The sequence below is a fragment of the Roseimaritima sediminicola genome, assembly GCF_009618275.1.
Classification (GTDB): Bacteria; Planctomycetota; Planctomycetia; order Pirellulales; family Pirellulaceae; genus Roseimaritima; species Roseimaritima sediminicola.
This window is the reverse complement of the sequence record NZ_WIAD01000079.1, coordinates 1-13,867: the sequence shown is the minus strand read 5'-3', so window position 1 is coordinate 13,867 and position 13,867 is coordinate 1. Positions and strand designations below refer to the sequence as shown.

Here is a 13,867-nt window from a genome sequence, read left to right as displayed (position 1 = left end):
ACGCCGCTGTCCGAGGGCGAACTGGCAGCGGTGTGTCTTTCGGCCCAGCGTGGCAAGCCCTTGGGTGACGAAGGCTGGGGCGAGTCGACCGCACGTTGACTTCATTTGGAATCAACCATGCGTCCAAGAGGCCGACAGCGAGTTTGTTTTCCCAAGACCGACGCCAAAGAGGCCTGCCCCCTTTGATTCGTCGGCTTACGAGACGCAGTACGCCTATGCGAAAAACAATCTCGGCTGGGAAGTCGCCGTGACGGATCCTTCGGGGATCGAAACCGTGGCCCAGCAAGACGCCCTGGGACGGATGCGAACCATCATCGGCGACGTCCCCACCCAGAACACCCGCTACTGGGCCGACGGGACGGTGCGTTCGGCAACCGACCAGCTGGGTAATGTGGCCCGGTTCGATTATGACCGGCGAGGACGCCTGACGACCGCGCACCAGCCTCGGCCCGAGGCGACCGTCGCCTCGCCCGAAGTCGGTTACCAGTACACGGTCGACGGCCTGCTGACCGCGGTGACCGATCCGCTGGGCCGCGTCACCTCGTACAACTATGACGATGGGGGACGCTTGCCCCGTGTGACGCAGCCCGATCCCGACGGCGCGGGGTCGCTGGCCGCGGCCTACACCGACTACGTCTACGACAGCCTCGGAAACACCGTCTCGACCAGCGACGCACTCGGACAGACAAACACCGTGGAGCGGGACGCCTGGTATCGCGTGATCGCCTCGACCAACCCCTCCTCGGCCACCACCTCGACCCGCTACGACGTCTTTGGAAACATCGTCAACATCACCGACCCGCTGGGGAACGAGACGGATTATACTTATAACCGTCTGAACCAACTGGTGACCGAGGGCAAGGTGTACGGCAGCGGAACGCAGAATCGTAGCTACGCTTACGACGGCGCGGGGAACCTGCGGTCGCTGGTCGATCGTAATGACCGGCGGACCGAGTGGGCCTACGACAACCGCTACCGCGTTAGCAGTGAAACCTGGAAAACCGGCGCAAGCGTCGACCGTACCTTGACCTACGCTTACGACACCTCGGACCGCACAACGTCCATCGACGATTCCGATCCGCTGGCCACCGATTTCCAGTTCGCCTACAACGACCGCAGCCAGTTGCTGGCCGAGCGCCAGCTAACCGGCTTGATCGGCACCAGTGCGGCCTTGAATCGCGCGTTCGACGGCAACGGAGATCGGATCACGCTGGGCGCCAACTTCGGCGGCACGCTTTCGGGCACGTCGATCGTCGGCGGGATCGATGATTTCGCGCGTCAGTTCACTTACGATGGCCTGGGACGGGTGACCTCGGTCAACTCGGATGCTGTCAGCGGCGGCCACGCGGTGGCTCCGCAGCTGGCGACGTTCGAGTACAACGCCGCGTCCCAGCGGACCGACCTGCGGCGTTACTCCGCGACGACGGCCAGCGTCAGCGATCTGCAGATCCATTCGCGCCGCGGCTACGACCACGCCGGGCGGCTGACCAGCATCACCCACGGCACGGCCGAGATCGCCGCGGGCGAAACCTGGGACGGCACGTCGACCCTGCCCGCTTCGCTCGGCGCGGCCGACATGCTGGCCGGGTACGTCTTCGGTTACGACCAGGACAACCGGCTGGTCGAGTTCGCTTTCTACCGCGACGGCACCGAGACCAGTTACGCTTACGATAGCCGTGATCAATTGACCTCGGCGACCACCGCCGCCATTGCAGGACTCAGCCAACCGTTCGGTCTGGCGTCCAGTGAATCCTACGACTTCGATGCCGGCGGCAACCGCAAGTCTTCCGGCGGCCAGTCGCAATCGGCTGCCGATAGCCACAACCAGCTGCAGACCGACGGCACGTACAACTACACCTACGACGACGAGGGAAACACGCTTTCCAAGACGTCGATCGCCACAGGTGAAGTCACCGAATACGACTGGGACCACCGCAACCGGTTGGTGCTGGTCACCGAGCGAGCTTCGGCCGGCGGCGCGATCACCCAGCAGGTCCAGTTCATTTACGACGCTTTCGATCAGCGAGTCGGCAAACGCGTCGACAGCGACAGCGACGGCACTTGGGATCGGGACGAGGCCTTCGTGTGGGCCGACGGCCAGACGGTGCTGCGTTTTGTGGACAGCGATGGCGAAGCGGTAAGCGAATCGTTCCGCGTGGCGAACCGTTACCTGTACGGTGACGTCGTGGACGAGGTCCTGGCCGACGAGCAGTACGCCGCCGGCAGCGGGCCAGCGGTCAACTCCGGCACCGCCAGCACGACGGCCAGTGAAACGCTGTGGACCATCGCGGATCACCTAGGCAGCGTACGTGATCTCGTCGACAACAACGGCGTCGTCCGTCAGCACGTGGTGTACGACAGCTTTGGAAACCGGCTGATCGAGCAGGATTACGACGCCAGCGGGACCGCGATCGCGAGCAGCCACGCCAGCGCCGTCGACACCCTGTTCGGCTACACGGGCCGCGACTGGGACGCCGACGTCGAGCTGCAAAACAACCGAGCCCGCTGGTACGACCCCATCACCGGCCGCTGGCTCAGCCAAGACCCTATAGGGTTTAATGCGGGCGATGCGAATCTTTATCGGTATGTGGGCAACGGGCCGACCGAGGCGACGGATCCGAGTGGCTTAGACGAACGTGAGAACGCACCCGCGGACGACCCTTGGGCTCCTTGGATGACAACGATCGAAGGCTACGGAGGGAAGCACTACGAGATCCGCAATAACTTATTTGCCCAAGCTGTCGGGTACACCTTTGCATATACAGTTTGGCCGTTGACAGGGAGTGGACCTCGGACGAACGCACCCGCACCCCCCAGCTCGTTCGCCGGTTCCCAAACTAGACAACAAACCCACTACAACAACGTGCTCGAGGGCAACAACTTCGAGGCACGAAACTGTCCGAGCCAGCCGGTTCCACCCGCGGAACAGGCCGCAATTTGGGTCCTGGCAGAAGGCAACTATGAGTTCTACGCTATGGCCGCTGGCATGGCTGGCGGTAGTGTTACAGTTTCTAGTGTGGGGGATGATGTGGTTAGGCATACGGTAGGGTCAGTTAATTCGATTCCTGCCGATGAATTTGGCGACGTTGCGTTTGGTCTTTGGCGTCATCAAGAAACCCGAGCGGGTGGATTACTGGATCGGTTTGCCGAACACGTGGGTGCGCGAACGTACGGCCAGATTTATGATCCAAGAATTTTCCCGACCGAGGAGATGCTGGAGAACATGATGCGTGGTGCGAGCCGATTGCACGTAAATCTCGACGGGATGTGCAAATCCATCGACGAACTCCCAAGCATTGTGCAACGGGGAAGCCGAGGGATGGATTATGTTCCACCTGGCGGTGGAGGAAACATTACGAACTGGGAAATATGGAGAATCCACCAAGGTCCAGAAATGTTGTCACGAACGATATTCTACATTGACGGAAAGCCGGTGAAGCCATGACAATCATGAGTGAGACACCTCCGTTCACAGTTTTGTCTACATTGAAAGATGTAGCCAACAATGTGGACTGTGCCAAATTTGAAAAGGTTTCGCAGCCAGAAACCAAACTGAGCGTAGAGGTCGACGAAAATCGTTTGATTTGGAGAAACGACGAAAACCAGTTGACAATTAAGAAAGACTGTGTGAACGGCATTTCGCTTGTGCCTCTGGTCAATAACGGTGAAGATTTTGCGGCTCTCGTTCTGTCGTTTGTTGCAAACGACGGTGAGAGTATTCAGTATCGCCTTGTTACGAGTCACATTTCCGAGTGCCAATGGCTAATCGGCATCGCGGAAGAAGTTGCTGATCAGTTGCAGCTTAAATTGGCTAATGAATTGTTGTAAGGCAAGGGTGCGATTATATGCGGCAGGCCTCTTTGATGAGCAGGTCAACCCTGAGCGGTGAGCGTTAGCTCACATTTTGACAGAAAACTGGGAAGGGTTTCGCCGAGGGCAGGCCTTCCCCGCTACGACGTGTTCGGAAACATCGTCAACGTCACCGAGCCTCTGGGGAGCGAGACGGTTTATACTTATAACCGTCTGAACCAACTGGTGACCGAGGGCAAGGTGTACGGCAGCGGAACAAAGAATCGCGCGTTCGATGGCAACGGAAATCGGATTACCCTGGGTGCCAACTTCGGCGGCACGCTTTCGGGCACGTCGATCGTCGGCGGCGCCGACGATTTTGCGCGACAGTTCACTTACGATGGACTCAATCGACTGACCTCGGTCAACTCGGATACCGTCAGCGGCGGCCACGCGGTGGCTCCGCAACTGGCGACGTTCGAGTACAACGCCGCGTCTCAGCGGACCGAGTTGCGGCGCTACTCGGCGACGACGGCCAGCGTCAGCGATCTGCAGGTCCATTCGCGTCGCGCTTACGACCAAGCCGGGCGGCTGACCAGCATCACCCACGGCACGGCCGAGATCGCTGCGGGTGAAACCTGGGACGGCACGTCCACCCTGCCTCCATCGCTCGGTTCGAGCGACATGCTGGCTGGTTACGTCTTCGGTTACGATCAGGACAACCGGCTGGTCGAATTCGCTTCCTACCGCGACGGCACCGAGACCAGTTACGCATACGATAGCCGTGATCAATTGACCTCGGCGACCACCGCCGCCATTGCAGGACTCAGCCAACCGTTCGGTCTGGCGTCCAGTGAATCGTACGACTTCGATGCCGGCGGCAACCGCAAATCTTCCGGCGGCCAGTCGCAAACGGCTGCTGACACCCACAACCAGCTGCAGACCGACGGCACGTACAACTACACCTACGACGACGAGGGAAACACGCTTTCCAAGACGTCGATCGCCACGAGGGAAGTGACCGAGTACGCGTGGGACCACCGCAACCGGCTGGTGCTGGTCACCGAACGGGCTTCGGCCGGCGGCACGATCACCCAGCAGGTCCAGTTCATCTACGACACCTTCGATCAGCGGGTCGGGAAACGCGTCGACAGCGACGGCGACGGCACTTGGGATCGGGACGAAGCCTTTGTGTGGGCCGACGGCCAGACGGTGCTTCAATTTGTCGACGGCGATGGCGAAGCGGTAAGCGAATCGTTCCGCGTGGCGAACCGTTACCTGTACGGTGACGTCGTGGACGAGGTCCTGGCCGACGAGCATTACGCCGCCAGCAGCGGGCCAGCGGTCAACTCCAGCACAGCCAGCACGACAGCGGGCGAAACGCTGTGGACCATCGCGGACCATCTAGGCAGCGTACGTGATCTCGTCGACAACAACGGCGTCGTCCGCCAGCACGTGGTTTACGACAGCTTTGGAAACCGACTGGTCGAGCAGGACTACGACGCCAGCGGGACCGCGATCGCGAGCAACCACGCGAGCGCCGTCGACACCCTATTCGGCTACACGGGCCGCGACTGGGACGCCGACGTCGAGCTGCAAAACAACCGAGCCCGCTGGTACGACCCCACCACCGGCCGCTGGCTCAGCCAAGATCCGATTGGCTTCGCCGCAGGCGATAGTAATCTGTATCGGTATGTGGGAAATCAGCCTACGACCAAGAGCGATCCAAGTGGATTGTTTGGTGTCGACTTCCACTTCTACACCATTTATTCGCTATTCAGAGCTCGCGGCTGGGACCATCAAACTTCATATGAAGTCGCGGGTTGGTCGCAATACGTTGACAACGAACCAACGACTTCGCCTTGGGACGGTATTGTCCATGCTGCAACAACTCGGAACTTTGCAAACGAGGACTTGTTGAGAAGGACTCATTTTTGGGGGTGTGGCCCGAACACGCCCGTTTCCCGGAATCCTGATGATCTTCGTGGGTACACGGAATTTGCTATCGGCTCGTTCCTGGAGACTGGCGACGCGTACTCCGATCTCGGCCCGTTCGCAGGTCTGTTGCTCCATACCTTTGCGGACACTTGGCCCCACGAGAGCTTTACAGCGTGGTGGAACAGCAAGATCAACCGGCGAACAGGGTCTAGCAGGCCGAACGTTGGACACGGAGACACTGCAGAAGGTGGTCACTACCCAGACAACCCTTACAACGATGTGGATAAAGCTCTCGAAGCCGCCAAGACTATTTACGGACTGATCCCACGGGGAAAAGGGAAGCACGTTCCCTGGCATGTCCTGGAAGGGCATCTGCGAACCGCTTTCGATTCGCCTACATTGCGTGGAGACAAATACGATTACGAGCGAACTACTGCGCAACAAGTGCGAGGGATGCAGTCGATGATAAAAGGCTTGTTTGGGAACGATTGTGAATACAATCTCGATTACTTCATGGGAAAAAGGGGTAATTTCCTGAACACCTATTACATGTGGGACCATGGACTGAAGCTTGATGGCAAGTAACCCCAATCCGTACGAACCCACACGGAAACGTTGGCTTCAGCCAGCAGGCAAGAAGCCATCTTGGAAGCAAGTATTTCTCTACTTGGGAGTAGGCTTTGCTTTCCAGATTGCTTTATATGCAGTGGCGATCGTGTCGCTAGGGTTCGGGCATGGAACGGATAACATCGCTGATTTCTTGTTTCCGATTTCTAACATGACGTTTGGAGGCAATTTCTCGGAACGACCTTATCCCGTCGCGCTTATCGACAACCTGCAGTTTGTCATTTATTCGGGGATGATTTGTCTAATTGGGCATTTCAGCAATATCAGTTTTGGATTCCTTCTTGTGGCGATCATGCATGTTGTAGCCTTCGCGATTACGTTCTGATCCAGGCTTTAGGTGCATGTCAGTGCCGTCGCTTCCCCTTGGCAAATTCCTGGTGTCGCGAAGCGACTGCGGCGATGGCAGGGAAGGGCTGCGCCGGGGTCAGGCCTTGTTTCCGATGTTCAGCGAGGGACGAGACGACGACGTGTTCGGAAACATCGTTAACGTCACCGACCCGCTGGGGAACGAGACGGTTTATACTTACAACCGTCTGAATCAATTGGTGACCGAGGGCAAGGTGTACGGCAGCGGAACACAAAATCGCAGCTACGCTTACGACGGCGCAGCGAACCTGCGGTCGCGGGTCGATCGCAATGACCGGTTGACCGAGTGGGATTACGACAACCGCTACCGCGTGAGCAGCGAAACCTGGAAAACCGGAGCGACCGTCGATCGCACCCTGACCTACGCTTACGACACCTCGGACCGCACGACGTCCATCGACGATTCCGATCCGCTGGCCACCGATTTCCAGTTCGCCTACAACGACCGCAGCCAATTGCTGGCCGAACGGCAGCTGACCGGCCTGGTCGGAACCAGTGTGGCATTGAATCGCGCGTTCGACGGCAACGGAAATCGGATCACCTTGGGTGCCAACTTCGGCGGCACGCTTTCGGGCACGTCGATCGTCGGCGGCGTCGATGATTTCACGCGACAGTTCACTTACGATGGCCTGGGACGGATGACTTCGGTCAACTCGGATGCCGTCAGCGGCGGCCATGCGGTGGCTCCGCAACTGGCGACGTTCGAATACAACGCCGCGTCCCAGCGGACCGACCTGCGGCAGTACTCCGCAACGACCGCCAGCCCGAGCGACCTGCAGGTCCATTCGCGTCGCGCTTATGACCAGGCCGGACGGCTTGCCAGCATCACCCACGGCACGGCCGAGATCGGCGCGGGCGAAACCTGGGACGGCACGTCGACCCTGCCCGCTTCGCTGGGTTCAACCGACATGCTGGCCGGCTACTTCTTCCGTTACGACCAGGACAACCGGCTGGTTGATTTCGCTTCCTACCGCGACGGTACCGAGACCAGTTTCGGTTACGATAGCCGTGATCAATTGACCTCGGCGACCACCGCCGCCATTGCAGGACTCAGCCAACCGTTCGGTCTGGCGTCCAGTGAATCGTACGACTTCGACGCCGGCGGGAACCGCAAGTCCTCCGGCGGCCAGTCGCAATCGGCTGCCAACACGCACAACCAGCTACAGACCGACGGCACGTACAACTACACGTACGACGACGAGGGAAACACGCTTTCCAAGACCTCGATCGCCACGGGTGAAGTCACCGAGTACGCGTGGGACCACCGCAACCGGATGGTGCTGGTCACCGAGCGGGCTTCGGCCGGCGGCGCGATCACCCAGCAGGTCGAGTTCATTTACGACGCCTTCGATCAGCGGGTCGGTAAACGCGTCGACAGCGACGGCGACGGAACCTGGGATCGGGACGAAGCCTTCGTGTGGGCCGATGGCCAGACGGTGCTGCGTTTTGTGGACAGCGATGGCGAAGCGGTAAGCGAATCGTTCCGCGTGGCGAACCGTTACCTGTACGGTGACGTCGTGGACGAGGTCCTGGCCGACGAGCAGTACGCCGCCGGCAGCGGTCCAGCAGTCAACTCCAGCACGGCCAGCGCGACAGCCAGTGAAACGCTGTGGACCATTGCCGATCACCTGGGCAGCGTCCGTGATCTCGTCGACAACAACGGCGTCGTCCGTCAGCACATGATCTACGACAGCTTTGGCAACCGACTGGTCGAGCAGGACTACGACACCAGCGGGACCGCGATCGCGAGCAGCCACGCGAGCGCCGTGGACACCTTATTCGGTTACACGGGCCGCGACTGGGACGCCGACGTCGAGCTGCAAAACAACCGAGCCCGCTGGTACGACCCCACCACCGGCCGCTGGCTCAGCCAAGACCCGATTGGGTTTGCGGCAGGCGATGCGAATTTATATCGGTATGTGGGGAATGGGGTGACGACGAAGGTTGACCCAAGTGGACTGGATGAATCAACGATCATAGACATACCAGTCCAGGGCGTTAAAGGAATCGGGCAAGGTGCTGTGAATACTGTCAACGGGATTCAAGATACAGCAACGGGGCTCGGGAATCTTTTCATTTGGATTCCGAACGCTATTGCCGACGGAATTGACTGGGTCGACGGAACACCAGAACATCAACGGATGCGAATCCCGTACATTCCGTATTCAGATTGGTCTCGCGATATGGTTGTGCATGAATCAGACACTTGCCATAACATCAGCAAATTCGCCGGTGCAGCAGGGGTTGAAACGCTGAGCGGCGTGGGAATTGCCCGCTTAGGTACGGCAGTTAAAGCATCTGGAACCGTTTTGTCAAAAGCCGAGAGACTTGCAGAGTTTTACCGGAGGCTTGCTAATGCCCCTGGCGCTAAATCAGCGGACGAAGCATTGGACTTGATCGGTAAGACATTGGACGACGTAGAAGATGCATATTCGGGCGTGGCAAAATCGAAGAATCCAGGCTTGGAATATGACGGTCGCATGTATCCACCCCAATCCGACAACATTCGTCGCACGTCCGATGGATGCATACAAGTAAGGACGAAGGGAAATCGGATCGACATCGGCAAGAAGGGCGACATCGAAATCACGGATTTGGATGGAAACACGATTCTTTCAAAACCGGGAGGTTGAAGTGGAAACTGAAATTGGACGGGAAATCACAAATCGGTTCCCAGAATTGACTGTAACCGAGGATGTGATGTCGAGCCAAAGCTACTGGGTGAATATCCGCCTCGGAAGCCGATGGCTTGTCATCGAGAAAACCACAGAACGAGGCATCGGTCTTTCGGAGGTTAAGGGCGGATTGGCTGACTTCGGTGGCCATGACCAAGTTGTCAATGAAATCTCCGAAGCGATTTCTTGGGTTGAAAAACAAGTAGTAACTGTTCGTTGAGCAAGTTCACGAAGTTGCTGCGGCGATGGCCGGAAGCCCGCCACGCTGGACGACCGCACACACACATAGTGCCGCGGGAACGAGTTGGTGTTGCTCGCAAACAGGATATCCGACAAGCTGCCTTCTTTGCCCAGCTTCGTCGGAGAACAAGCGATGCCAGGGAAGGCCGCCAAGGTCATTGTGACCGAAAAACAGCACGCGATTCTGCAGACATTCGCGAAGTCCAGATCGGTTAGCGTTTCGCTCGCCCAACGTAGCAAGATCATTTTGCTCGCGTTTGAGAAACACAACAACGAAGAGATCGAGGCTTTGGTTGGCTTGCATCACGACGCGGTCGATGCATACGCGTTACCGACCGAATTACAGTCGTATTTCTGGCCGAATTATGACTGTAGGGATTTCGGGGCTCTGAAGGGGCTTTGGCCGAATTGTTGAGAATTTTGGAGAAGCGTTTTCCCGGGGTGCGACCGGGCGGACCGGCTGAAACGACTGCGCAAAGAAAAAAGTGCGACCGCTGCGGCTGAGCGATCGCACTTCGATAGATGGGTTCGATTGGGTGGGCCAATTAGGCCGATGGGTTCACTCGACCGAGTTCTCGCTGGTAGTCTTCCAGCCAGCCGCGGAGGATTTCCACCGCGGAAGCGATCAAATGGGTCAGGCCTCTTTGATGAGCCGGTCAACCCTAAGTGAAGGCTTCGCCGGGGGCAGGTGTTACCGGCCGAATTACAGTCGCATTTCTGGCCGCATTATGGCTGTAGGGATTTCGGGGCTCTGAAGAGGCCTGTGCTGAATTGTTGAGAATTTTGGAGAAGCGTTTTCCCCGGGTGCGACCTATCGGGCCGGATGAACGGTCCGCGCATAAAAAAAGTGCGACCGCTGCGGATGAGCGATCACACTTCGATAGATGGGTTCAATTTGTGGGCCAATTAAGCCGATGGGTTCACTCGACCGAGCTCTCGCTGGTAGTCTTCCAGCCAGCCGCGGAGGATCTCCACCGCGGGCAAGAAGTCGTGGCCCTGCGTCAGCATCAGGTCGATGTTGTTGTAGTTCTCGCCGCAGCTAAAACAATGAGCCAGATTGTTCTTCGGGTTCACGGTCGCTCGCAGTTCGCCACAGCCGGGACACTGGAAGCGGAAATAGCCGTCGCTCTGCTTGCTGATCGGACCGTACTGGCGAAGCCGACCAATCGTCAGCTTCATCGGCAAGTCGTTGCGGATCGCGCGCAGTAAATCTCTCGTGATCATAGTCGTTGACGCTCGTTTGGTGAAGGGTTTTTCAATTCAGGTCCGGGAACGAATCGCCGGCTCAGAAGTCCGTCAGATCGACTTCGTTTTGCCAATGAGGTTGAAGCAGCACGCGATTGACCACGTCGATGTCGATCGTCGTTCCGGCGGACGCCCGGACCGCGTCGAGCATCGACGCCAAGCACAGGTTGCGACATTTGCGCAGCACGCCATCGGCCGAGCGAACGATCAGCTCCAGTGCCCCGGCGGTGAACGTGCTGTGCGGCAGCCCCAGCCGATCCAGCTCCCGCTCGACGAACCCCCGCATCGCGTCCTCGTGCAGACGCCGGGTGACGACCGAGTACGTCACGCGGCTTTTCAGATCCAGGTTCACCGCCAAGTCCAGATTGGCGAGCAGCGCCGGCTGGCCGATCAGGATCAAGTTGTGATTCTTGGGAAAGTCCTCCAGCAGCAGACGCAGCTTGCGGAGATTCTCCATCGCCATCAGATGCGCGTCATCGATGACCGTAACCAGCATCTTGCCATCGCGATTAAGGCTCACCGCTTCGGCGATCAGTTTGCGTTCGCACTTGAATGCGGAGCTTTCGAATTCGATGCGGAACGCTTCGCAGAGAATTTTTACCGTGTTGGTGTAGGTGTGCAGCGTGCGGGCGACCGTGGCCACGAGGTACTCCTTGTCGGGAAGGTTTTTGAGTGATTCTTTGATCACGCTCTTGCCGGTACCGGGCCGGCCGACGACCAGACACAGGCCGCCTTGTTGGCAGTGGACTCGGAGCGTGTCGTGGATCTCTTGTTGGTGCTCGAGCAGCTGGATGTCGCGCAGCGCGAAGGGGTTGTCGGACAAGCCGAAGTAGGATCGGATCATGAGGGAGTCTCGGAGAGTGAAGTTTGAAAGGAGGTGGTTCCGTCGCGTCAGGCTTGTTCGGTTCTGCGGGCCATCCCGTTGGCCACGGCATCGAGCAGCCGAGCCTTGCCGATGCGGCGGTCGTTTTCGTAGACCACCACCACGCCCTGGCGATGACGCTCGTGACGAAGCGTGATTTTTTTGCCGCGGAGGTCGATGGGCGTTTCATAGCGCCGCCCCTGGAAGCTGAACGTGTTGTCCTTTTTGACGCTCCGCGTCGCTTCGGCGTAGAACAGCTCGTCGGTGTCCTCCGAAGGAGACAGGAACCGAATCCGCGACAGGTCCATGCCAAAGCGGTCGATCGGCTTCATGCCCAGGGTCGAATGCACCGTGGCGTTGTAGTCGTGTTCGACCCATTGGGTGAACTGAACATGGTGTCGGCCTGCCACAGTTGGTTGGCGTGCTGCATGCTGAAGGCCAGCCGGCGACGATTCTCGCTGGGATCGTCCTTGAGCAATTCATACTCGCGAACGAACCGGCAGAACGTGGTGCGGGCGATCTGGCCCGCATGCAGCAGCCCCTAGCGGTAGTACCAGGTCTGGATGGTCCGCCAGGTGAACCGGTGTTGGTCCCCCTGTTCGTCCAAGAACGTCATCTCCGCGACGTTGTGGATTCTCTCGTGACGCGTTTTTCCGGAGGCGACTTCGATCGCTCCGAGGACTTTCATTTTGACGTAGACCGATGGCCGTTTCATGGACCGCTCCGCGGGGTGAGTGACTGGCTGACTTAAACCGAATCGATTCGAGGCGGAATCGATTCGGTGGACGAGCCTAGATGCGGTCGGCGGCAGATCTATCGTCGGCTTGTGTTGTCGAGCAGAAAGCAAGATTTCCCGGGCGGGAGATACGACGGCAATTCGGTCGCCGCAAGACGTTCGCTGCCCGATTGGCGCCGCGGATCGTCGCGCGAAAGCGGCCCCAAACGGCCGTCTGAAGCGTGGGCTCTGCCTGAAAACCTGAGCCGAACGCGCGAGCGTCGGGCCCTACCACCGAGCCACCCCATACTTGCAAAAGTTTCGTAGCGACTCAGCCTCGATCCATTCCACCCAACCCGGTTTTCAGGCAGAGTCGAGGACGACGCCTCAGATGAAGAACGTCTGTAGCGTGGCCTGAAAGGCGGCAATGGGGTTGAGCTCATGGCCGTCGAAGGCTTTGTCGAGGTGCGACAGCGTGCTCGCGGTGGGACTGTCGCCCGGCTGCGCGCCGTCGAGCTTCGGGGGTGGGCAGATCGTGGACAGCGCGGCCCGGATCGAGGTCTGGGCGTTTTGGAATCGTTTCCAGATTCGATAGGGCGCCGAGCCGCTCATGCTGCTTTGGAGTTTTCCAAATGCTTGGCGTTTGTTGCCAGCGGCAGCGGCCGCCTTGAGAAAGGCCCCCAGCTGTTCGGCACTGAGGAAGAGCCGCTGAACTTTGTCGGCGGTCCACACGCTGAAGGTGCGTCCGCAGCCAGCGGCTTGATTTCGGTTGCTACAGAAGACCCTTCGCGCTCGCACGGCCCAGTGCTTCAAGTGTTCTTCGTCGTAACCGCGCAGGACGCCATGGCGGTTGAGTGTTCCGACTCGCTTGCAGTGCGGGCAGGCGGAGAGCTTGAGGTTTCGCAGGAACTCGTCCTGCTCCGTCTGAGAGGGGAAAATCCTGGCGCACACGGTTGCCGCCTCCTGGACGCAGCCTTGAGAAAAGCCCTGCAGGATAGTCGAGCGATACGCGGATTCGAACGCTCGCCCATCGAGTTTGTGAAAAGAGAGTCAGGGGGCGGGGTACAGGCGAGGTACGATTTAGTCGAAGCGAAGGCGGGGGGCAAGCTCCGGTCTGCGGGAGTGGGGGCACTGCCGGCCAAATTGCCGGTGCAAGAAAAGTCCAAGACTACGACGACAATTCGGTAAGAAAGCGAGGTATAATGCGACCAGAGCGGGGTCGGTAACAGGAAGGTGACAAACAGAATCCGCCAAGCGATGACTTTGTAAAACATCAAAGCGCGAATCAGTCTGTCTTTCTTTTCCAGCATGATGTCTTCGACTCGGCAGCCCGATTTGTAAACCCTAAAGAACATTTCCACCGGCCACCGCGCGACATAGTAGTCGACGATTTGCAGGACATCTCGGTAT

The 13,867-nt window shown here is 58.8% G+C and carries 12 protein-coding genes; 7 read left to right on the top strand and 5 right to left on the bottom strand.

The window, feature by feature from the left end:
* Positions 1 to 247 precede the first annotated feature (247 nt).
* From GE027_RS21620 to GE027_RS21590, 7 genes are all read left to right on the top strand, one after another.
* Positions 248 to 3,445 carry an RHS repeat-associated core domain-containing protein gene (locus tag GE027_RS21620; RefSeq protein ID WP_153559314.1) on the top strand — a complete coding sequence of 1,066 codons (3,198 nt, stop codon included), beginning with the start codon at positions 248 to 250 and terminating at the stop codon, positions 3,443 to 3,445.
* 5 nt (positions 3,446 to 3,450) lie between these two features.
* Positions 3,451 to 3,828 carry a hypothetical protein gene (locus GE027_RS21615; RefSeq protein WP_153559313.1) on the top strand — a complete coding sequence of 126 codons (378 nt, stop codon included), beginning with the start codon at positions 3,451 to 3,453 and terminating at the stop codon, positions 3,826 to 3,828.
* Positions 3,829 to 3,957: 129 nt separating this feature from the next.
* On the top strand, positions 3,958 to 6,312 hold the full coding sequence (locus tag GE027_RS21610; protein ID WP_162006865.1) for an RHS repeat-associated core domain-containing protein: 2,355 nt from the start codon (positions 3,958 to 3,960) through the stop codon (positions 6,310 to 6,312).
* Entirely contained in the window at positions 6,302 to 6,679 is a 378-nt protein-coding gene (locus GE027_RS21605; RefSeq protein ID WP_153559311.1) for a hypothetical protein, read from the top strand. Before GE027_RS21610 ends, GE027_RS21605 begins: the two co-directional genes overlap by 11 nt.
* A 52-nt stretch (positions 6,680 to 6,731) precedes the next feature.
* Positions 6,732 to 9,353 carry an RHS repeat-associated core domain-containing protein gene (locus tag GE027_RS21600; RefSeq protein ID WP_162006864.1) on the top strand — a complete coding sequence of 874 codons (2,622 nt, stop codon included), beginning with the start codon at positions 6,732 to 6,734 and terminating at the stop codon, positions 9,351 to 9,353.
* Entirely contained in the window at positions 9,319 to 9,615 is a 297-nt protein-coding gene (locus tag GE027_RS21595) for a hypothetical protein (RefSeq protein WP_153559309.1), read from the top strand. The genes GE027_RS21600 and GE027_RS21595 overlap by 35 nt, the downstream gene beginning before the upstream one ends.
* Before the next feature lie 87 nt (positions 9,616 to 9,702).
* Positions 9,703 to 10,050, top strand: a complete 348-nt coding sequence (locus GE027_RS21590) for a hypothetical protein (protein ID WP_153559308.1) — start codon at positions 9,703 to 9,705, stop codon at positions 10,048 to 10,050.
* A 491-nt stretch (positions 10,051 to 10,541) separates the two neighbouring features.
* On the opposite strand, the gene GE027_RS21585 is transcribed toward GE027_RS21590, so the two are convergent.
* From GE027_RS21585 to GE027_RS21565, 5 genes are all read right to left on the bottom strand, one after another.
* A complete protein-coding gene (locus GE027_RS21585; RefSeq protein WP_153559307.1) occupies positions 10,542 to 10,859 on the bottom strand; it encodes a hypothetical protein in 318 nt (105 codons plus the stop codon).
* A gap of 61 nt (positions 10,860 to 10,920) precedes the next feature.
* Positions 10,921 to 11,724 carry an ExeA family protein gene (locus GE027_RS21580; protein WP_153559306.1) on the bottom strand — a complete coding sequence of 268 codons (804 nt, stop codon included), beginning with the start codon at positions 11,722 to 11,724 and terminating at the stop codon, positions 10,921 to 10,923.
* 47 nt (positions 11,725 to 11,771) lie between these two features.
* Entirely contained in the window at positions 11,772 to 12,152 is a 381-nt protein-coding gene (locus GE027_RS21575; RefSeq protein WP_153559305.1) for a Mu transposase C-terminal domain-containing protein, read from the bottom strand.
* Positions 12,153 to 12,283: 131 nt separating this feature from the next.
* Positions 12,284 to 12,457, bottom strand: a complete 174-nt coding sequence (locus GE027_RS21570) for a hypothetical protein (RefSeq protein ID WP_153559304.1) — start codon at positions 12,455 to 12,457, stop codon at positions 12,284 to 12,286.
* Between the two features lie 387 nt (positions 12,458 to 12,844).
* Entirely contained in the window at positions 12,845 to 13,189 is a 345-nt protein-coding gene (locus GE027_RS21565; protein WP_153559303.1) for a hypothetical protein, read from the bottom strand.
* Positions 13,190 to 13,867: the final 678 nt, after the last annotated feature.

Bases quoted from the DNA above. Each gene is read 5' to 3' on its own strand.
- GE027_RS21615 (WP_153559313.1), top strand. From the start codon at position 3,451: ATGAGTGAGACACCTCCGTTCACAGTTTTGTCTACATTGAAAGATGTA.
- GE027_RS21605 (WP_153559311.1), top strand. From the start codon at position 6,302: ATGGCAAGTAACCCCAATCCGTACGAACCCACACGGAAACGTTGGCTT.
- GE027_RS21595 (WP_153559309.1), top strand. From the start codon at position 9,319: ATGGAAACACGATTCTTTCAAAACCGGGAGGTTGAAGTGGAAACTGAA.
- GE027_RS21585 (WP_153559307.1), bottom strand. From the start codon at position 10,859: ATGATCACGAGAGATTTACTGCGCGCGATCCGCAACGACTTGCCGATG.
- GE027_RS21580 (WP_153559306.1), bottom strand. From the start codon at position 11,724: ATGATCCGATCCTACTTCGGCTTGTCCGACAACCCCTTCGCGCTGCGC.
- GE027_RS21570 (WP_153559304.1), bottom strand. From the start codon at position 12,457: ATGAAACGGCCATCGGTCTACGTCAAAATGAAAGTCCTCGGAGCGATC.